Source organism: Streptomyces sp. NPDC001493, from assembly GCF_053597235.1.
In genome coordinates this window covers 138,423-160,139 of sequence record NZ_JBSFHV010000010.1, presented here as the reverse complement: position 1 = coordinate 160,139, position 21,717 = coordinate 138,423, and the positions used below count along the sequence as shown (strand labels likewise).

At 70.5% G+C, this 21,717-nt stretch carries 10 protein-coding genes; 4 read left to right on the top strand and 6 right to left on the bottom strand.

The genetic code is table 11. The features are described 5' to 3' along the window. Window positions 1-348: 348 nt before the first annotated feature. Together ACWCWD_RS16665 and ACWCWD_RS16660 are read right to left on the bottom strand one after the other, a co-directional pair. The gene (locus ACWCWD_RS16665) at window positions 349-900 is read right to left on the bottom strand and encodes a hypothetical protein (RefSeq protein ID WP_450773535.1); all 552 of its coding nucleotides are present in this window, start codon (window positions 898-900) and stop codon (window positions 349-351) included. Between the two features lie 145 nt (window positions 901-1,045). Further along, window positions 1,046-1,654, bottom strand: coding sequence for an ABATE domain-containing protein (locus ACWCWD_RS16660; RefSeq protein ID WP_450773534.1), 609 nt, complete (start codon window positions 1,652-1,654; stop codon window positions 1,046-1,048). 83 nt (window positions 1,655-1,737) lie between these two features. On the opposite strand from ACWCWD_RS16660, the gene ACWCWD_RS16655 reads away from it, so the two are divergent. Beyond that, the gene (locus tag ACWCWD_RS16655) at window positions 1,738-2,511 is read left to right on the top strand and encodes an MBL fold metallo-hydrolase (protein WP_450773533.1); all 774 of its coding nucleotides are present in this window, start codon (window positions 1,738-1,740) and stop codon (window positions 2,509-2,511) included. Window positions 2,512-2,571: 60 nt separating this feature from the next. On the opposite strand, the gene ACWCWD_RS16650 is transcribed toward ACWCWD_RS16655, so the two are convergent. Continuing rightward, the gene (locus ACWCWD_RS16650; RefSeq protein WP_450773532.1) at window positions 2,572-3,828 is read right to left on the bottom strand and encodes an MFS transporter; all 1,257 of its coding nucleotides are present in this window, start codon (window positions 3,826-3,828) and stop codon (window positions 2,572-2,574) included. 272 nt (window positions 3,829-4,100) lie between these two features. On the opposite strand from ACWCWD_RS16650, the gene ACWCWD_RS16645 reads away from it, so the two are divergent. After that, complete coding sequence (locus ACWCWD_RS16645; RefSeq protein ID WP_450773627.1) at window positions 4,101-4,265, top strand: winged helix-turn-helix transcriptional regulator; 165 nt, start codon at window positions 4,101-4,103, stop codon at window positions 4,263-4,265. A gap of 51 nt (window positions 4,266-4,316) precedes the next feature. On the opposite strand, the gene ACWCWD_RS16640 is transcribed toward ACWCWD_RS16645, so the two are convergent. From ACWCWD_RS16640 to ACWCWD_RS16630, 3 genes are all read right to left on the bottom strand, one after another. After that, the gene (locus ACWCWD_RS16640; protein ID WP_450773531.1) at window positions 4,317-6,692 is read right to left on the bottom strand and encodes a GH92 family glycosyl hydrolase; all 2,376 of its coding nucleotides are present in this window, start codon (window positions 6,690-6,692) and stop codon (window positions 4,317-4,319) included. 190 nt (window positions 6,693-6,882) lie between these two features. Continuing rightward, the gene (locus ACWCWD_RS16635) at window positions 6,883-8,445 is read right to left on the bottom strand and encodes a mucoidy inhibitor MuiA family protein (protein ID WP_450773530.1); all 1,563 of its coding nucleotides are present in this window, start codon (window positions 8,443-8,445) and stop codon (window positions 6,883-6,885) included. A gap of 8 nt (window positions 8,446-8,453) precedes the next feature. Further along, a complete protein-coding gene (locus ACWCWD_RS16630; RefSeq protein WP_450773529.1) occupies window positions 8,454-10,487 on the bottom strand; it encodes a DUF4139 domain-containing protein in 2,034 nt (677 codons plus the stop codon). A gap of 805 nt (window positions 10,488-11,292) precedes the next feature. On the opposite strand from ACWCWD_RS16630, the gene ACWCWD_RS16625 reads away from it, so the two are divergent. Then, window positions 11,293-15,051, top strand: a complete 3,759-nt coding sequence (locus ACWCWD_RS16625; protein ID WP_450773528.1) for a LamG domain-containing protein — start codon at window positions 11,293-11,295, stop codon at window positions 15,049-15,051. 277 nt (window positions 15,052-15,328) lie between these two features. Further along, on the top strand, window positions 15,329-21,700 hold the full coding sequence (locus ACWCWD_RS16620) for an RHS repeat-associated core domain-containing protein (RefSeq protein WP_450773527.1): 6,372 nt from the start codon (window positions 15,329-15,331) through the stop codon (window positions 21,698-21,700). Window positions 21,701-21,717: the final 17 nt, after the last annotated feature.

Below are 21,717 nucleotides of genomic sequence, written 5' to 3'. Positions count from 1 at the left end.
GTGGGGCGTTGCTCGTTCGTCGGCGGATCGCCTTGATCTTGACGGGCACGCCGAAGCCCGGGGCGGGGGCCGCCCAGGTTTCCGTCGGCGGCAGGCGTCCCCGAGGCCGGGGTGCATGACGGTCTACGGCTGGAGGACTCGCTGAGGCGTTACGAGATCCGCTGGAGGCGCTCCGCGGCCTGAGCCGGGGTGTCGTAGTGGCCGGGCCGTTGCCGGCAGGACCGAACTGAAGTGGTGGAACGCCTCTCGTGAGTCGCTGTTCCCGGTCTTCGGAGGGCTGTTGTGGTGGTCGAGGCCGACGGCCTGCCTCTCCGAACCACGTACCCAGCGTGCCTTTTGGGACGGTGTTCAGTTCTGCCAGAGGAACGCGGCCTCGCCGCAAGGCAGGCAGTGGAACACGTAACCGCGACCACCACCACCGAAGTTCGCGGAGGTGGCGAAGTCGTGACCCTCCGCAAGTTCGGCCGTGAACATCATGCGGGTGGCGCAAACCGGACAGTCGGGAGACTCGTCGCCCTGAATCCAGTCGGGTTCGCCGCCCAGCCGCCCGAGGACCGGCTCGTCCGTGGGCTCGTCGGCCGGATCGATACGCAGGGCGGTCACCGCGCCCAGGAGCGTCTCGCCGTCCGACGGGACAGCGGCGGGGGTGAGCTCTCCGGAGAAGAGGTAGGCGTGGTTCGCGCCGGCAGTCGCGTCCCAGTCGTCGCACATTCCAGGATCGTTCTGGCAGAAGAACACCGCGACCACGCCGATGTCGAGGGGGAGATGGGCGAGGAACTGCATGGCCCCCTCGCACTCGCGGCACCTCGGCCAGACGAACCCACCCGGGACGAGCGGGACGCCTCCGGTGCGCGGTCCGGGCGCGTCGGCAGCGGTCTCCCCGTCGTGGATCAGCAACATGGCCGTAGCCTGGGGTCGGCTTTTCGGGTCGAGCGATGGGGCCGGGTGTTCGCCGCAGGAGCGTTCTGTCCGAACGCCGGCATGCCGGGACCGGCAGCCGTCGACCGGCGGGCGTCTGTCAGTTGTCGACGGGGCACGTGCTTCCTCATTCGGCGGCTTGTGTGCGGCGTGCGTAGACGCGGGCCGCACGGGCGCGGTCCCCGCAGCGTACCGAGCACCAGTGGCGGCGTGCGTGCGTGCGCAGCAGGTAGCGGCGGCAGGGAGCCGAGTCGCAGGCGGCGAGCCGTTCCGCGTCCGGACCGGTGAGCAGGTCGGCGGCGTCGGCTGCCAGAACGGCCAGGGCGTGGTCGACGATCCGGTCGGTCGGATGGGCCTGGACCCGGTGCAGGCCCTGCACGGGGTCCCAGCGCAGGAGCGCGGCCGCGGGAGTGCGGGTCAGTGCGTCATTGACGGCCTGCAGGGTCCCGTCCGGCGCGGGGCGAGAGTCGATCCGGGACGCGAGCAGTGCGCGCACCTGATCCCGCAGGGCACGCAGCCGGGCCGTGCACACCTCGTACAGCTTGGTGTCGGCCGGTGCGAGGTCACGTTCGACCAGCCACCGCGTCGCCGCCTCGGGGGAGCTGAGCAACTCCAGGTGCCGGCCGCCCGGGAGGGTGAGCTCGGTGTTGGCGAAGTCGAGCGCAGGGTACTGCTCCGCACCTGGTGCGGGCGGCGGAGCGGAGCGGGCGGGCTCGCCGGTTGCCATCGTCTTCATGGTCCTCATGTTAAGTCCTGGACTTATCCGTGAGGCTCGGTTAGCTTCGCCTCACGGAAAACCTCCTTTCCATCCGTGAGGACATGATGACCGGTACGCGCACCGAACAGACCCCCGTCAGCGTCTTCGGCGGTCCGACCGCCCTCATCGAGTACGGCGGGCTGCGGTTACTCACCGACCCCGCCTTCGATGCCCCCGGCGAGTACCCCCGGGGCAACGGCCACGTCCTCACCAAGACCGCGCCCGCCGCCGTCGACCCCGCCGAACTCGCCCCGGTCGACGTCGTCCTGCTCTCCCACGACGAGCACCCCGACAACCTCGACCACTCCGGCCGTGCCCTGCTGGCCGGCGTCCCGCTGGTCCTGACCACACGCGGCGGCGCGGGCCGTCTGGGCGGCACCGCACGGGGCCTGGCCCCGTGGGACACCGTCGAACTGCCCCGCCCCGACGGCGGCACGTTGACGGTGACCGCAGTCCCCGCCCAGCACGGACCCGAGGGCTGCGAACCTGTCACCGGCGAGGTGATCGGATTCGTCCTGACCTCCCCCGACCTGCCCACCGTCTACGTCAGCGGCGACAACGCCTCACTGGAGCTGGTCCGGCGGATCGCCGACCGCTTCGCCCCCGTGGACACCGCAGTTCTCTTCGCCGGCGCCGCTCGCACCGCTCTGTTCGACGGTGCCCTGCTCACTCTCGACAGCGCCCAGGCCGCCGAAGCCGCCACCATCCTCGCGGCCCGCCGCGTGGTCCCCGTCCACTTCGACAGCTGGGGCCACTTCACCGAGGGCCGCACTTACCTGGTCGACGCCTTCACGGCGGCCGGGCTGCTGGACCGCCTGGAGCTTGCCGGGGCGTGAGCCGCCGTCGCGCACGCCGAATGCTCTGCGGGACAGCCTTTGGTCTGCTGCGGCCGCGAACTACGCCTGGGAAGCGGCTGGTCGGACACTTCCGATGCGGCTCCCCGCTGCCGGAACCGCTCTGCCGATCGTCGTGGCGAGCGCGGCTCCGAGGGCGCTGACTCCCACCAGGGTCAGCCAGATCGGGGCTGCCCCGCTGGACAGCAACCCGGAGAGCGCCGCCGGAGCGACCGCTCCCGCGACCGTCACGGCGAGCTGGTTGAGGGCCAGGTACCGGCCGCGGAGAGCGTCCGGGGCGCTCTCCGCGGCGACGGTCGAGGTGATGGGGCCGCCGAGGATCTCACCGAGGGTGTAGCTGCCCGCACCGAGCAGTACGACGCCGACCGCGAGGGCGAGCGCGGCCACGTGGTCGGCGGCGAGGAACAAGAGGTAGCCCGCGGCGAAGCAGGCGTGTCCGGCGACGAGGACGCGGCTGCGGATCCGCCCGTCGAGCCACCGGAGGACGATGCCCTGGCCGAAGCCGACCATCAGGGTGTTGAGCGTGAACACCGCGCCGGCGGTCCAGCCGGGCAGTCCCAGCACGTCCACGGCGTAGACCGGTATCGCGACGTTGAGGGCGGACAGGGAGACCGCGAAGCACAGTTGATGTGCGACCAGTGTCAGGTACCGCCGGTCCCGGAGTACGCGCCCCCAGCCTCCGGCGGCGTCCTGACCGTCCTGGCCCGCCTCGGGGCGGACGTTCGGCACGGCCCGCATCAGCATGAAGGCGGCGAGGTAGGACAGGGCGTTGACGACCACGATCGTGGCGTAGGCGCCCTGAGTACCGATACCGACGGCGACGGCGGAGAGGAGCCCGCCGAGCGCGTAGCCGAGGTTGCGTACCGACCCCAGAAGACCGAACCAGTGCTCGCGTCGGCCGGGAGCGGCCAGCGCCGTGACGGTCACGCCGTAGCAGCTGAAGAACACCGCCCGTCCGGCACTGTTCAACCAGGCGAAGACGGCGATCTGCCAGGTGTGCCCCGCGACGAGATAGCCCGCGAAGCCGAGCGCCTGGGCCAGGTTCGCCGCCTGCAACACCGGCTTGGCGCCGTACCGGTCGACCAGCCCTCCGGCCAGCGGACCCGCCGGGAGCGCCAGCAGCCCGGCCGTCGTCAGTGCCGCGCCCACCTGCACCAGCGTGAGCGACGTCGTGGCCAGGAAATACAGCATCGAAACGGGGATGAAGACACCGGTGCCGAGCGAGTCGATGACGATCGCCGCGACGAAACGGCCGTGCCGAGGCGTCGGGGGACGGGTTGCACAATCGGGAGTGGACACAACCTGGAAGGTATGAATTCCATACCGGTATACACAAGGCTTCCGGGAGTCGTGCATGGGTAAGGCCTACAATGTCACGGCCGCGACCTGCCCCAGTCGCCCCGTTCCGCACCGGATCGGGGCGCGTTGGACAGTGTTCGTCGTCAACGCGCTGGACAACGGTCGATGCGACACACGGGGTTGAAGGCGCACATCCGGGGGATCACGCCGAAGGCGCTTCACCGAGAGGCTTTGAGCGACGGAGTACGACGGTCTGAGTCTCCCGCACGGAGATTCCCGCACATCCGCCGCATGTCGAATACGCCCTCACCGACCTCGGCCGCTCACTGCTGACACCTCTGCGTGCCGTCCGGGAATGGGCCGAGAGCCACGTCCCCGACATCGAACGCGCCCGCGCACATGCCGACGCCGGGTCCTCTGCGCGGCCGGTCCCGTAACGGGGTGCGGTCCCTCCCCGGAACTCCGGGAAGGGACCGCACCCCGGGCCGTCAGTGCTTGGCGGCGGTGGCGCCCATGGCGGGCGGGGCGGCGTCGACGCCCCAGGTGGTGGGCTTGTCGGAGAGGCTGATCCGGATCGTGCCGGCGTGGAGCAGGTTCTCGTGGGAGAGCCAGCTCTGGCGCAGCTTGCCCTTGCCGGTGGTCACGGAAGAGATGTACTGGAGCTTCGACGCGCTCGCGCCGGGGGCTTCGATGCTGATCGTGCGGCCGTGCTCCGGGCGGATCTCGACCTTCTCGAACATCGGCGCGGTGACGATGTAGTCGGCCGAGCCGGGCTGGGCCTCGAAGATGCCGGCCATGGCGAAGACGAGCAGCGACGAGGTGGCACCGAGGTCGTCGTTGCCAGGCATGCCGTACGCGTCATCGGTGAAGAGGGTCCGCATCGCGCGCAGCACGGACGAGGTCTTCCACGGGGAGTCGGTCCACGTGTACATCCACGGGGTGTGGAAGTCGGGCTCGTTGTTGGGGTTGAAGGCGAAGTTGTTGTGGTAGTCGTACGCCCCCGTCACCCAGCTCTCCTTGGCCGCCTTCGCCGGGTCGGCGAGCACGGTCGGCAGGTCGAAGAAGGTGTCGAGCCGCTGCTCGGCCTTGTCCGCGCCGCCCATCAGGCCGTACAGGGTCTGCGGGTCCTGCTGGGCGAGCCACTGGTACTGCCAGGCGGTGCCCTCGTGGAAGGCGCCGGACTGGGTGGGGTCGGGGTCGCCGGCGACGGTGCCGTCCGCGTTGCGGGTGACCGGGAAGCCGGTGAACCCCTGCGAGGTCACGTCGTTGTCCCAGAGCGTCGCGAAGTTGTCGCAGCGCGCGGCGAGGGCCGTGGCCTTGTCCCGGTAGCCGAGGCCCTGCGCCATGGTGGACAGCGCGCAGTCGGCGAGCGCGTACTCCAGGGTGGCGGAACCGGCCTGGCGGCTGTCGCCGTACGTGTAGCCGGGCAGGTTCTGGTAGGCGACCCAGCCGTTCTGGACGTAGGTCGGGTTGCCGTCGCGGCCGCGGAAGAGCGACTGGTCCGCGGGGACCTCGTTGGCGTTCTTCCAGAGCGCGTCGAAGAGCTGACGCGAGGTGCTCCTGTCGAGCAGGCCGCGGTTGTAGAGGTCGACGACCCAGGGGGTGATGGGGTCACCGCTCATCACGTTGGTCTCGCCGCCGCCGAGACCCCAGCGCGGCACCCAGCCGCCGTCCTGGTAGATGTGCAGCACGGACTTCGCCATGTCGGTGGCCTTGTCCGGGTTGACCAGGGCCACCAGCTGGTTCTGCGAACGGTAGGTGTCCCAGAGCGAGAACATCTGGTAGTACGTGGAGTCCGCGCGGTGCACCTGGTCGTCGAAGCCGCGGTAGCGGTTGTCGACGTCGGAACCGATCGACGGGTGCAGCAGCGAGTGGTAGAGCGCGCTGTAATAGGTGCGCTGGTCGGCGGTGGTGCCACCGGCCACGCGCATCCGGTTCAACTCGTCCTTCCAGGCGTCGTGCACGCCGGCCCGGGCCTTGTCGAACGACTTCGGCTGCTCGGCCTTCCGGTTGAGGCGGGCACCGTCGACCGAGGTGTAGGAGAGGCCCACCGAGGTGCCGACCTGGTCGCCCTCGGACGGGTCGAAGGACAGCCACGCCCCGGCGCGCTTGGTGCCGCGCGTCGCTTCGCGGGCGCCCGGGGTGAGGGTGTTGTCGGTCCAGGTGCCGAACGTCGAGAACTTCCGGTCGAACTTGGCGCTGAAGAAGACCCGGTAGCGCTCCTTGCCGGTCTCGCCGCAGAAGTTGCCGCCCTGGAGCCAGCCCTCGACGGTGTCGTCGCCGACCACCTTGATGTCACCGGCGTAGGTGCTGCCGTTGCTCTGGCCGGTCTCGATCAGCACGTTCTCGGAGTCCGACCCGGCCGGGAAGGTGTAGCGGTGCTGTCCGGTGCGCTCCGTCGCGGTGAGCTCGGCCTCGATGCCGTTGTCGAGCTTCACACCGTAGTAGCCCGGCGAGCGGGTCTCGTTGTCGTGGCTGAACTTGGCGCCGTACTGGGCCGGGTCGGACGAGGTGACCGCGCCGGTGGTCGGCATGAACCGGAAGTTGCCCATCGTCTGACAGCCCACGCCCGAGAGGTGCGTGTGGCTGAAGCCGAGGATGGTGTCCTGGGCGTAGTCGTACGAGGCGTACTTGTTCAGCTGGGTGTCGGGGCTCAGCTGCACCATGCCGAACGGTGCGGAGGCCCCGGGGAAGGTGGTCCCGTCGCCGTTGTTGCCGATCGACGTGTCGACCAGCGTGGTGGGGTCGGCGGCGAACTTCGCTCCCTGGGGCCGGGAGTTCGCGACACCGGAGGTGGCGGAGGCCGCGACCATCGTGGTGGCGATCAACAGGACGCCGAATACGCGTTTTTTCAGCGTTTTCATCGCATTCCTCTCGTACGACAACGTTGTCAGAGTCGAGCCAGATGATCTTTGCCGTTCGGGCATGGTCCCGTCAACCCGTGCGGACGGCTTGGTTCCGTTCCGCACGCGACCGGCTTCCGCGCTGCTCAGGCGCTGCCCATGCCCGGTTTCCGCCCCGCTTCCCCCTGCTTCCGCCGCGCCTGCGCCCTGCTCAGAGCCCCGCGACCTTGGCGCTCGCCGACACCTCGTAGACCAGGGTGACCGTGCGCCGGCCGCCGGGCGGGAGGGCGACGTCCCAGCGGGCGATGCCCTCGGCGTCGATCACGTCCGGGGCGGGGGAGCACGCGTCCTTGCGCAGATGCACCTCCACGGCGGAGACCTCGGAGACCGGGACGCGCTCCCGGAGGACCACCACCCGCTCACTCCGCTCCCCGGGAGCGGAGAACCGCGACAGGTGCAGCCGTACCGTGCGGGTGACCACGGTCCGCTGGGTGATGCCGGTGGTGTCGCGGGCCTCCTCGGCCTCCCGGACCACGTGGAAGTCGTCGCGGCTGCCGAAGGCCAGCTCGACGGGGCCGCCGGGAGCGGTGAAGTCCAGCGTGCCGCGGCCGTTGAACCCGCTCGCGCCGATCAGGTCCACGGGGCCGGCGAGCAGGGCGTGGCCGGAAAGGTTGTCGAACCGCACCACTCGGGTGACGAGCGGCGACAACTCCGGTGAGCAGGCGTACTCGTCGCGCGCGGCGGCGGTGAACGCGGAGAGCGGTACGCGGTGGGCGCGGCCGTCCCCGGGTACGGAGACCCGCGCGGGCGCTCTCAGCACCCGCGTTTCGCCGCCGTCGTCCACCCCCGGGAGGCCGAGCACCGGGACGGGGCCGAGCGTCGCGATCTCCTCCTCGCGCAGTTCGACCTCGACCGTGCGGCGTTCCGCCGCCGGGCGGTCCCGCAGTGTCAGCCGGTCCTCGGTCAGCCGGGGCGGCACGCCGGCCGACGCCGAACGGGCCGTCGACAGGGTCAGCGGTACGTCCGACCAGTCCTCGCCCGTACGCTGCCAGACGACGGCGTCCGTCTCCAGCGTCAGGGAGCCTTTGTCGAGCACGGCCCGGTAGGCGGGCCGCCACAGCGCACACGGGGTGAGGTGGGTCAGACGCAGCCCGGCCGGCCCGGCCACCGTGGCCTCCACCGTGAGCTCGATGTGGCCGACGAGTTCGGCGGGCTCCTCCTCGGTGAGGGCCATGACCCGCTCCGCTTCGCCGAGTTCCTCGTCGAGTGCGGACAGCTGGGCCCGCGCGGAGCGGAGTTGCTCTTCGCAGGTGTCGCGTTCCTCGTCCACCCGGTCCAGTTCACGGGCCCAGCGGGAGTGTTCGGTCTCGCCGTGGCCGGCGCCCTCGCCGATCTCCCGCAGCAGATCGGCGGCGAGACGGCCGAGGAGGTCGAGCCGGGTGAGCAGGCGGTCGCGCCGCCGCTCCAGAGCCGGCCGCTCCTCTTCGAGGGCGCGCACGCGGTGACGCAGCGGAGAGTCCTCCCCGGTGAGCGGCTGCGGTCCGCGCGGTGTCCACGTACGGACGATCCGTACGTCGAGGACGGTCGCGGGGTGCCGGGCGGTCAGTTCGGCGTGGAGGCTGCGGTCGACGGCCAGCGCGCTGACCGGGCCGAGGCGGAGCCGCTGGACCCCGGCTTCCAGGTCGAGCACGACGGAGCGCTCGACGTGGGCCCGGTCTTCGAGGCACGTGACGGCGGTGACGGGGAGGGGAAAGGGCTTCGGAGCCGTGGACATGGCGGGTGTCAGCTCCTGCGGTTGCCGCCGACCAGGGCCTTGCCGGTCGGGATGCGGATCTCGTAGCCGCCGTCGAGGGCGGCGGTGGCTCCTGCGGGCAGGTCCAGTCGCCAGATACGGGTGCCCGGCGCGTACCGGTCGGGCCCCGCGCCGTCCACCGGCGCGGCCCAGCCGGCCCGCTCCTCGATCCGGACGTCCGGATCGGAGGTGACGGGCACCCGCTCGTGGACCTCCACCCGGACGGGGAGCGCGAGCCCGTTGGCCAGTTCCACGCGGACACCGTGGTTGAGCACGGTGGTGTTGCCGCGCAGGCCGGAGGTCGACTCGTGCAGGTTCGTACGACGGGTGACTCGGACGCCCTCGGCCGGCCCGAGTCCCACCCGGCGGACACCGCCGGGGGCGAGCGTGGGCAGCGCGGCGGTCAGCAGGAACCCGTCGTCGACCGTGATCTCCACCGGCCCGGCCAGCAGCGCCTGGTCGGTGGCGTTGGAGAGCACCAGCGTCGCGTAGACGGTCTGCTCCACGGACGGCACACAGAGGTACTCGGCGCGCAGACCGACCGGGATCTCGCCGACGGTGACGGTGTGCCAGGTGCCGTCGGACGGGACGTCGGCCCGGGCTGCGGCGTCGAAGCGGTGGTCGAAGGAACCCGCCGACTCGCGGGGCCGCACGGCCTGTCCGGGCAGCGGCAGCGAGGCCACCGCCTCGGCGCGACGGCGGTGCTCGGCCACCACCGGGTCGAACGGCGCGTCGCCGAAGAGCCGGCCCCGGCGGTCGCCCCGCTCGTCGGGGCCGGAGAGGACGAGGCCCTCGTAGTCCAGCTCGGCGCTGCTCGGCCTGGGGGGACCGGCGGGCGGTGACGGCGGCGGGGGAGGTGCCGCGGCCGGAGCCTGGGCACCGGGCGCCATGGGGGCGGGTCCACCGGGCGCTGCTGCGGCAGGTGCGGCAGGCGCCGCCCCGTAGGACATGCCGCCCGGCGCCGGGGGGCCGCCGTGCTTCGCCCGGGACCGGATCGGCGCGGACAACGGCGGGGGCGGGGGTGGCGGTGGGGCGGAGAGGAACTCGGCCGGGGCGCCGCCGACCATCGGCGAGGCCGCCCGTGCGGTGACGGGCGAGGCCGTGCGGGGGCCTGCCGCGTCGTACCCCGAGAAGAGGCCGGCGAGTCCGGCCGGAGGCTCACGCCATCCGGCCGGAGCGGGGGAGGGCTGACTGCGACCGATCCGGATCGAGCGGAGCTTCGGAAGATCTGTCCGGCGCCGGAGATCGGCGGTGGCCAGGGCGATGCGTACGCCGGTCCAGTCCTCACCGGTCCGCTGCGCGACCGAGGCGCGCAGCAGCAGGCGGCCGCTGCCGTCGCCCTGCCGGTACGCGAGGCGGTAGGCCGGCACCCATACGGCGCCGGGCACGCCGTACTCCAGCTCCAACTCCACCTCACCGGTGCCGTCGAGGGTCAGGACCGCGCCGACCGTGGTCTCCACGTGCGCCGACGGCGCGTCGGTGGAAGCACGGGCGAGCCGGTCGGCGGCGACCTCCACCTCGTGCTCCGCCGCGCGCAGTGCTTCCTCCAGCCCGGCGAGGCGCTGGTGCAGTCCCGCCAGACGTTCGTCGACGAACCCGGCCAGCTCCAGCCACGCGTCGACCGGGGTACGGCGGTGCTGCGGGTCGTCGCGCTTGCGCGGCGGAGGTACCGGGCGGAGCGCCCCGACCTCCTCGATCCGGCTCAGCACGCGGTCCCGGCGCGCCCGCGCCGCCTCGCACGCGTCCTTGAGCCGCTCGACCTCGTCCCGCAGGCCCTGGGGCGTGTCCGGGCCGAGCCGTCCTGCCCCGGTCTCCACCCTTGCCTCGGTGACGCGCAGCCCGGAGGCACCCAGAACCCGGGCCCGCAACGAACCCGGATCGACGGTGCGCGGCAGCCCCGTCACCCGTACCCGGCCGTCGGGCGGAACGTGACCCCGCGTCAGGCGGCGGCAGACCGCACCCTGTGCGTACACCACGACCGAGTCGAGGGTCGATTCCCAGCCCAGCGTCGATTCAGCCGTCATCCGCTCCGCACCCCCGCCGTGTTCATGCCGAGCGCAGCTTACGCCGGGGCTCTCCCGGCGTCCGCCGTCCTACCGGAAGAGGGGGTGATCGGGAAGGTCGGCGGGGCCGAGTCCCGTTCCTCACCGGTCGTGCGACGACGACTTGTGCGCGACCGTGCCGGGAATTGATCCTCATTCCTGTCCATTTCCTTCTCTTTTTCGTCTGCTGGAAAAGTCGGGGTCTGCACGTGAAACCCGAAGCATTGGCCGGCGGGTTGTCCGGACGAATCGTCGGAAATGCTGGTACTGGCGCGATTGCGGCCCTGCGGGTGGGTGCGGGAGGCAACTCCGCGGCGCCTTTTCGGGGGTGCGAGGACGGTGCGGGGCTCGCCGTGAGGCCCGCACCGGAACCTTGTGGCCGCCCCTCGGGTCGATGGTCGCGTCCGTGGACTCGGCGCCGCCTCCTCGTGTTCTGCCTGGTAGAGGCGGTGAGGTGGGGATGCCCTTCGAGTCGGGTGGATTTGGACGCCGGGGATTCGCTCGCCCGCGGTGAAGGGAATGGAAGGAATCCACTTCGAATTAACTTCTCCTTTCCCCGGTATTTGGCGACCGTATCTCCTGTCGGATTCCGGACGTGCGGTTTTCGGGTCGACAATTGGTGCACCGCCGGGAGTAACCACCATTCGTCACATAGATCTTCTTGTCATATGCGCAAAGTGTTGTTCTCATGCTCACGGCGCATAGGGGGGGTGCGCGAAGTGTGATGACGAGGGGGGAATTGGTGCGCACGCGTTCGAGGAGACAGGGACGGCCGAGGGGCCCGCTGGTGGTGCTGACGGCTGCCGCGCTCCTGCTGGGCCCGTTGCCCGCGGTGGCGTGGGCGGACCCGCTTACCGGGCCGGTGGCCCAGGACGTCGCTCCGCCGGGTGAGGCCGCGCAGGCATCGGCGGAAGCGAAGAAGTCCGGCGAACGGGTCGAGGTGGTGGGGGAGCGGTCGCAGGACACGACCGTCTACGCGAACCCCGACGGCTCCACGTTCACGCTGGAGCAGTCGGCGGTGCCGGTCCGGGTGGCGACGTCCGACGGTGGCTGGCGGACCCCGGATGCGACGCTGGTGCGCGGGGCCGACGGGACGGTCGCGCCGAAGGCGGCCGCCGTGTCGATGGAGTTCTCCGGCGGCGGTACGGACGAGCCGCTGGCGCGGATCGAGAAGGACGGCAAGTCCCTTGCGCTGGGGTGGCCCGGGGCGCTGCCCGAACCGGAGCTGGACGGGGCGAGCGCGCTGTACCGGAACGTCCTGGACGGCGTGGACCTGAAGGTCACCGCGTCCACCGAGGGTTTCCGGCACGTGCTGGTCGTCAGGACGCCGGAGGCCGCCGCGCAGCCGGAGCTCGAACAGATCGACTACTCGCTGCGGGCGTCGGGACTGAGCGTCACCGAGAACAGCGGCGGCGGGTACGACGCCGTCGACGCCGACGGCAACTGGGTGTTCCGCGCGCCGCGGGCGCAGATGTGGGACTCCGCCGGTCCGGACACCGCCACTCCCGCCCCGGGCGAGGCGGTCACGTCGTCCGCCGTCGAGCGGAGTCCGGCTCGATCTTCCGTGACCCGGGCCGACTACGCCGAGGACACGGCCCAGGACACGGCCCAGGACGCCGCGGCGGACGCCGGCGGTGACGGAACGGGCGTGGAGCCCGCGGCCGGTGACACGACGAAGCCGATGGACGTCTCGGTCGGCCAGGACGTGCTGACGGTCACCCCCGACGCCGGGATGCTGGCGCACACGGAGGCGGAGGACTTCCCGCTGTACATCGACCCCACCGTGTCGTGGGGCGAGGCGGAGCGGACGCTGCTGCGCTCGGACGGCTACGAGTCGTACGGCTGGGGCAACGGGGACGACGGCCAGGGCCAAGGCGTCGGCAAGTGCGGTAACTGGGGCGGATATTACTGCGGCCCCGGGTACACGCAGCGGCTGTACTTCGAGTTCGCGCCGGACAAGCTGAAGGGCAAACGCGTCCTGGACGCCACCTTCCGGGCGACCGAGCCGTGGGCGTTCCAGTGCGACCCGCGCTGGGTGCAGCTGTACCGGACGAGCAACATCTCCTCGTCCACCACGTGGGCGTCCCGCCCGACCCACCTCGACCTGGTGGGCGACCGGGACGTGTCGGCGGGGCGCGGCTCCTCGTGCGATCCGGACACCCCGGCGGCGCCCATCGAGTTCAACGACGACCCGAGTGAGACCTACGAGAACCTCACCCCGACCGTGCGGGACTTCGCCGAGGGCGAGTTCTCCCGTCTGACGCTGATGCTCAAGGCCAAGGACGAGACCGACGCGTCGGCCTGGAAGCGCTTCCGCAACGACGCCGTCCTCGCCGTCACCTACGTGGGTCTCCCGGCGGTGCCGACCAGCCCGGCCGTCGCCTCCTCGTGCGAGACCACCGAGGCGGACCCCGCGTGGATCTCCGACCCGACGCCCAGGTTCAGCGCCCAGGTGCAGGCCGCGGCCGGCGGTGAGAGCGGGGTGAGTCTGCGGGCGCACTTCTACGTGCAGCAGAAGACCTCCGCGGGATGGGCGACCGTGGCGACCGAACCCGTCAGGCCGTCGAGCGGTTTCGTGGCGGACAACGCCACGGTCGCCGTGGACTCCCCGGTCACGCTCGCGCAGAACTCGGCCTACCGGATGGCGGTGTTCACCCGCTCCTACTACAACAGCGGGGCGAACCTGATCGAGGGCCACAGCACGCTGACGACGAAGGGCTGGTGCTACTTCACGATCGACTCGACCCGGCCCAAGGCGCCCGCCGTCACCACGCCCTCCGGGGCGGTGTACGCGGTGTGTCCGGACGACGGTGACGGCTGCGGGGCCGCGACCGGTGGTCCGGGCGTGGCGGGTCAGTTCACCTTCACCAGGAACTCCGCGGACGCCAACGTCGTGGCGTACGAGTACAAGCTCGCGACCGACAAGGCGTGGACGAAAGTCTCGGCGACGACGTCGGTCAGCCGGAGCATCAAGCCCGCCCTGTCCGGCGTGCAGGTTCTCTACGTACGCGCCGTGGACAGCGTGGGCACCGGGCAGTCCGGCGAGACCACCGCGGTCCGGTTCAACGTCGCCGAGGGCGAGGGGCCCGCAGGCCTCTGGCACTTCGACGACGGCACCTCCGGCTCCGCGGTGACGGTCGCGGCGGACAAGGGAACGGCGCCGGGCAGCCGGCACGATCTCACGCTGCACGAGGCCGGTGCGGGCTGGTCGTCGTTCGCCCGCCGGGGAGACGGCGACAGGTCGCTGTGGCTGAACGACACGGCCAACACCACCCAGCAGACCGGCTACGCGGCGACGTCGAGCCCCGTGGTGAACTCGCAGTCCTCGTTCACCGTTTCGGCCTGGGCCTACCCCACGGACGACACGGCCTTCCGTACGGTGCTCTCCCAGACCGGCAGCGACAACCGGGGCTTCTCGCTCTACTACTCGCCCGGTATCGGCCGCTGGGTGTTCCTCATGCAGTGGTACGTCGGGGCGGAGCGCCGGTACATCGGGGCGAACGCCAACCTGTCACCCGGGATCACCCTGAAGGCGTGGACCCATCTGGCGGGTGTCTATGACGGTGAGGCGCACACGATCAGCCTCTTCGTGAACGGCCGGCGGCAGGGCAATGCCGTCGCGGTCCCGCAGGAGGGGTGGCCGACCGCGGTCGACAGCGGCCTCCAGATCGGCCGCGCCAGCGCGGGCAGCGGCACGTTCAACAACTACTGGAAGGGCCGAGTCGACGAGGTCGCGGCCTACCAGTCGGCACTGCCGGACGCCGAGGTCGCCAAGGTGGCCGAGCTCCTCAACCCGGACGGGAGTTCACGGTCGACCGCACTGGTCGCCGCATGGCAGCCCCGGGGCAGTACCGGCACCGCGGCGCTCGCGGACACGACCAGCGTGTACGGCCGCAGCCTGCAGCTCAACGGCGGAGCCTCCGTCACCGACGACGCGATCGTGCTGGACGGGGTGGACGACTCGGTCACCACCGCGGGTCCGGTCGTGGACGACCGGGAGTCCTTCACCGTGACCACCGAGGTCGAGCCGGACACGGCCGCACTGGACGCGGACCCCGACAAGGACGGTTACGCGGTCCAGGTCCTCGGCCAGCGAAGCGCGGACGGCTCGGCCTGGGGTCTGTGGCACCAGCGGTCCGGCGTCAAGCAGTACATGGACGAAGAGACGGGGGAACTGCTCGACCGTCCAACCTGGTTCTGGCGCTTCGGTCGTCTCAACAGCGACGGGACGTTCGACGCGGTCCAATCCGACGAGGCGGCGTCCGACGGAGCGGTCCGCGTGACCGGGGTGTACGACGCCCAGGAAGGGACGATCCGGCTGTACCTCGCCTCCACACAGAACGGTGAGGACACCGCGTACACCGCGGTGATCGGGTCCGGGGAGTTCGCCGGTGGCAAGGGGTACGTCAACGGCGCCTGGGGCCACTACCTGCGCGGCCGGATCACGGACATCCGCGTCTGGGCCGGCGCGGCGGCCGACAGCGACCAGGTAGCCGGCCTCGTCGGTATTGCCCAGGACGACGAGAGCGACGACGTGACCGGATGAGCCGGCGTGCGGCCGGTCCCCGACATGGGACCGGCCGCACACCGGTGCGTGTCATTTTCCGGCGCGGTCGTACGGACAGGGGATCCACCCCCGTGCGACCGCGCTCACCACGCCTGCGGCGCGACAGCCGTACGGCGTGATCTCCCGCTGCCCTCGTGCGAGGGCGGCGGTCCGTTCCACTGGATCTGTGACCCTATGGGGGCTGCTGGTGTTTGTCGGACGGGGCTCTCGCCCCAGGCTCGGGCGTGCCCTTGCCAGATATGTACTGTTCCTGGCGGTGACGGGTTCGCTGTCCGTCGTCGGCCTCACGCCGGTGGCTCAGGCGCAGGGAACCTCGCACGATCTGAAACCGCTGTGGGAGCGGAAGATCAGCAAGACCGAGGCAGTGACCGGTTTCGACGCCAAGAAGGGGCGCGCGACGGCCGCTTCGGGGCGGAAGAAGAACGAATCCCAGGCGAAGCAGGCGAAGAACGAGCAGAGGACGACCTGGCCCGGGAGCGGCGAGGGCCGTCTGACCGTGGGCGCGGCGGGCCGGGCCTCCGCCACCGAGGTCGGCGGGCTGCCGCTCGCCCTGAACGCACAGAAGGCGGAAGGGTCCGGCGGCAAGGCCGCGCCCGCGCTCGACGGCGGACCGGTCCGGGTGAAGGTGCTCGGCCACCGGGCGGCAACCGACCTGGGCATCAAGGGTGTTCTGCTCACGGCCCAGGCGCCGGAGGCCGGCACCGGGGAAATGAGCATCGGATACGGCGCGTTCGCGTCCGCCTACGGAGGCGGCTGGTCGGGGCGGCTCGGACTGGTCAGCCTGCCGCAGTGCGCCCTGACGACGCCCGAAAAGGCGGAGTGCCGTACCGCCACGGAGGTCGCGTCGGTCAACGACGTCTCCGCACGGACCGTCACCGGAGCGGTCACCCTGTCGGCCACCGTACCCACGGTGCTGGCACTCGCCGCGACGACGTCGGCCGAGTCGGCGTCCGGTTCGGGTACCTACGAGGCCACCCCGCTCTCACCTGCGGCCACCTGGGAGAGCGGAGGATCGTCGGGGTCGTTCAGCTGGTCCTACCCGATCGCGACACCCCCCGCCCCCGGCCCCTCCCCGTCGCTCTCCCTGGCCTACGACTCGGGTTCCACCGACGGGAAGACCGCGTCGACGAACAACCAGTCCACCCAGGTCGGTGAGGGTTTCGACCTGTCCGCGAACTCGTACGTCGAGCGGACCTACGGGTCGTGCGACGACGACGGGCAGACGGACAAGAACGACCTGTGCTGGAAGTTCGACAACGCCAGCCTGGTGCTCAACGGGAAGTCCACCGAACTGGTCAAGGACGACACCACGGGCGTCTGGCGGCTGAAGAACGACGACGCCTCCACGGTCACGCTGACCACCGGCGCCGACAACGGCGACGACGACGGCGAGTCCTGGACGGTCACCACCGGCGACGGAACCCGCTACGTCTTCGGACTCGACAAGCTGCCCGGCGCCGGCACCGAGCGCACCAACTCGGTATGGACCGTACCGGTGTTCGGTGACGACTCCGGCGAGCCGGGCTACGACAGGGGCAGCACCTTCGCGGACCGCGCGGTGACCCAGGCATGGCGGTGGAACCTCGACTACGTGGAGGACACCCACGACAACGCGATGTCCTACTGGTACACCAAGGAGACCAACTCCTACGGGAAGAACGGCGCGAGCACCGCGACCGCCGGCTACACCCGTGGCGGCTACCTCAACAGGATCCAGTACGGGCAGCGCGCCGCCTCCCTCTTCTCCGGGGTGACGTCCGCCAAGGTCGACTTCACGTACGCGGAACGTTGCACCGCCTCCGACTGCGCCGAACTGAAGGACGCCACCGCGCCGAACTGGCCCGACGTCCCCTTCGACTCGATCTGCGCGTCGGGCGTCACCTGCAAGGCGACCGGCCCCACGTTCTTCTCCCGCAAGCGGCTGACCCGCGTCGACACCTCGGTCTGGTCGGCGGCCACCAGCGCCTTCACCCCGGTGGACACCTGGGACCTCACCCAGGAGTACCTGGACGGCGGGGACATCGGTGACTCCACCGACCAGACCCTGACGCTCAAGAGCATCAAGCGCACCGGCAAGAACGGCACCGCGATCAGCATGAACCCGGTGGCCTTCACCTACGACATGCGGCCCAACCGGGTCGACGGCGACCGGGACGACATCCTGCCGCTGACCAAGCCCCGCATCCGCACCGTCACGACGGAGACGGGCGCCGTCACCGACGTGACCTTCTCGGGCCAGGAGTGCGTCCGCGGCAGCAGCATGCCGACGGCCGAGGACAACGACACCGCCTCCTGCTACCCCCAGTACTGGCACGTCAACGGAGCCAAGGACGCCACCGTCGACTGGTTCCACAAGTACCGGGTCACCGACGTCGTCACCAGTGACGAGCACGGCCCCGGCGAGACGATGGAGACCCACTACGCCTACTCCGGGCCCGCCTGGCACTACAACGACTCACCGTTCACCCCGGCCGACGAGCGCACCTGGTCCGTCTGGCGCGGCTACCGCGACGTCACCGTCACCCAGGGGTCCGGCTCCGGCCAGTCCAAGGTGACCTCGGTCTACCTCCAGGGCATGGACGGCGACCGGCTGCTCGGGTCCGACGGCAAGCTCGACCCCACCGCCCGGCGCAGCGTGACCGTGCCGGGCACGGACTTCGACGCGCTGAACGTGGCGGACCAGAAGGACAGCGAGCCGTACTCCGGCGCCCTGCGCCAGCAGACCACCTACAACGGCACCCTCCCCGTCTCGACCACCGTTTACGACCCCTGGTCCAAGAAGACCGCCACGCAGCACAAGTCGTACGCCGACACCGAGGCGTACTTCGCCCGCACCGGCAAGGAGACGGCGTACACCTACCTGACCGCCTCCGGGACCTGGCGGGGCGTCTCCACCAGCACCACCTACGACGACTACGGCATGGCGACCAAGGTCGACGAAACGGGTGACACCGCCAGGACCGGCGACGAGACCTGCACCCGCACCTGGTACGCCCGTAACGACAGCCTCGGCATCAACTCCCTGACCTCCCGCACCAGGGTGGTGGGACGAGCCTGCTCGGTCGCCGAGGCCGACCTCTCCCTGCCGGCCGCCGCGGCGACCGCCGGTGACGTCGTCTCCGACACCGCCACCGTCTACGACACCCCGAACGCCACCGCGTGGAGCGCGTCGCAGACCCCGACCCTCGGCGAAGCCACCTGGACCGGCCGGGCATCCGCCTACCCGGCGGCCGTCTCCGGCGGCGAACGCAACCCCTCGGCCTGGCAGACGGTCGGCACGTCGACCTTCGACGTGCTGGGGCGCCCGCTGATCACGACCGACGCGGGCGGCAACGCCACCACGACGACCTACACCCCCACGACCACCGGACCGCTCACCCGGACCTGGACCAAGAACCCGAAGCTGTACAGCACTTACACCTACACCGACCCGGCGCGCGGACTGCCCACCCAGGCATTCGACGCGAACGGGAACATCACGGAGACGGCCTACGACGCCCTGGGGCGCACCACCGCGGTCTGGCTGCCCAACCGCAGCCACAGCGCCAACCAGAGCGCGAACCAGGTGTTCGCGTACTCGGTGTCCAACACCGCCCCGTCCTGGTCCTCGTCGGGCACCCTGAGGGAGGACGGCACCTACGCCACCACCTACACGCTGCTCGACTCCCTGCTCCGCCCCGTCGAGACACAGGCGCCCGGGGCGACCAGCGGCCGCATCCTGACCTACACCCACTACGACAACCGCGGCCTGGCCACCGAGACGTACGCCGACATCTACGATTCCGCCGCGCCCTCGGGCACGTACACGCAGCTCGAATACGGTGAGGCGCCCAGCCTCACCACCACCGGCTACGACGCGGCGGGGCGCGCCAGCAGCACGACGTTCAGGACCGGCGGAGAGCAGAAGTGGCAGACGACGACCACCTACACCGGTGACTCCACCGCCACCACCGGCCTGACCGGCGGATCGGCGACGCGGACGATCACCGACGCCCTCGGCCGTACCACCGAGACCCGCAAGTACGCCGGCACCTCGGCCGCCGACAGCGAGTACGGCGCCCTCACGGGCCCGGGGTACAGCCGGACGCGCTTCACCTACACCCCCGACGGCAAGCAGAAGACGGTCACCGGCCCGGACGGCGCCGCATGGTCGTACACCTACGACCTCTACGGCCGCCAGGTCACGGCGAACGACCCGGACAAGGGCGCCACTACCAGCGGGTACACGGCACTCGACCAGGTGTCCTGGACGAAGGGGGCGACCGGACAGGCCGTGATCCTGGGCTACGACGTGCTGGGCAGGGTCACCGACACCTGGAAGGCGTCCGCGGGCGCGAACCTGGCCGACGCCACCGTCCTCGCCGCACAGAAGACCGCCGCCAACACGCTCACCCACACCACCTACGACACCGCCACCCTCGGCAAGGGCCTGCCCGCCGTCTCCACCCGGTACGTCGGGGGGACCGCCGGCAAGGCCTACGCCCAGAGCGTCACGGCGTACGACTCCCGCGCCAACTCCGTCGCGAGCAGCCTGACGATCCCGTCCGACGACGCGCTGGTCACTTCGGGCGCCCTCGCGTCCAGCACAGTGAAGTTCACGTCCGCCTACAACATCGACGGCACCCTCGACCAGACCACCGAACCGGCGGCAGGCGGCCTCGCCGCGGAGACCGTCGAGCACGGCTACTCCGCCGAAGGACTGGCCACCAGCCTCACCGGCGGCGGCAAGGGCATCGTCCTCAACGCCACCTACACCGACCTCGCGCAGCTCGCCACCCTCAAACTGGGTGTCTCCGAGGCGACCGGCACCGGCAAGGTCGACATAGCCAACGGCTACGAGGACGGCACCCACCGGCTGCTCCAGACCCAGGTCCACGCCTCGTCCCAGGCGTACGACGCCATGAACGTCCACTACACCTACGACACCACGGGCAACATCACCCGGATCTCCGACACCACCACCCTCGGCGGCACGGGGGCGGCCGACACCCAGTGCTTCGACTACGACGGCTACCAGCGCCTGACCGAGGCGTGGACACCGGCGGGCGGCGACTGCGCCACCACCGGCCGTACCACTGCCAACCTCGGCGGCGCCGCCCCCTACTGGACCAGCTACACCTACACCGCGGGGAGCCAGCGGAACACCGAGACCACGCACACCGCCGACACCTCCACGACCACCACCTCCTGCTACCGGGGCGGCACCACCCAGCCGCACACGCTGCTCGCCACGGTCACGTCGGGCACCTGCACCGGGGTTACGGCGGAGTACGGCTACGACGCGGAAGGCAACACGACGTCGCGCCCGGACGGCAGCACCACGCAGAACCTGGACTGGGACGCCGAGGGCAAGCTGTCCCGGCTGACCGAGAACCCGGCGGGCGCCGCCCGCGCCACCGACTACCTCTACGGCGTGGGCGGAAACCTCCTCCTGCGCCGCAGCGCCGCGAGCGACGGTGAGACCGTCCTTTACCTCGGCGCCACGGAGGTCCACCTCAAGTCCGGCAAGAAGTGGGCCGCCCGCTCGTACTCCTTCGGAGGCTCCACCGTCGCGGTGCGCAGCAACCAGACCGGTACGGAGAAGATCAGCTACCTCGCGGGGGACCAGCACGGTTCCGCCTCGGTCGCCATCGCCTCCGACACCCAGGCGCTGACGAAGCGCTACCTGACGCCGTTCGGTGCCCAGCGCGGCAGCGGTGTCAGCTGGGTCGACGACAAGGCGTTCCTCGGCAAGTCCGCCGACGCCGACACGGGTCTGACCCACGTCGACGCCCGTGAATACGACCCGCTCATCGGGCAGTTCATCAGCGTGGACCCGGTGCTGGACACCACCGACGGGCAGAGCCTCAACGGCTACGCCTACGCCGGCAACAACCCCGCCACCTACTCGGACCCCACGGGCGAGCGCTTGGCCGACTGCGTGGGCGGGTGGAACGAGTGCGGGCCCGTGCGGTCGAGCAGCACCGGGAACAACGGCGGCAGCATTCACAACAGGGGCACGCTCAGCAAGAGTGGGAGCAATAAGAAGAGCACACCGCACAAGGGGGGTGCATGGGGCTCGAAGTCGAGCTGGAAGGATGCCTTCAACCTCTCCCTGGCGAAGTCGAATGTCCTGTTGGGGGTTCTGACGAAGGGGGCCTGCGTGAGAGGTCTCGTCATGTCCTGCGCACTGTGGAAGCACTATGGCGACGACACCGGGACCGACTTCGAGTTGAGTGCGAACACGGTGGACAACCTGCTGGGGGACAGGGGGGTGAAGGGAGACATTTCCGATCAGCTGGAAGCTTGGAAGGCGGAGGCTTCCGGTCGTTGCGAGAAGGGCGAGGAGTGCATTTATTCGGCAGACAGTGGATGGCGAAAAGGTGAATTTCAGGGAATGGATGCAAAGAACGCGATCGGCAAGGTCAAATGGAGGATCAACGCTTCTGTGACGGTCGGCGCGGACAGGCGCGTCTCTGCCACCTACAGTGTTGATCTCTTCAAGAACTGGAACTTCGACAGAGGGAAGAAGGCGGAAATCCCTTACCTCGGAGTGACGATCGACCTCGGTCAGTTCCTGGATCTTCATGAACACGGGATGGCTCGGGAGTACGAGATGTACGGAACCAGTTCGATGCACACGTCCTGACTGCGAAGTGGAATGGT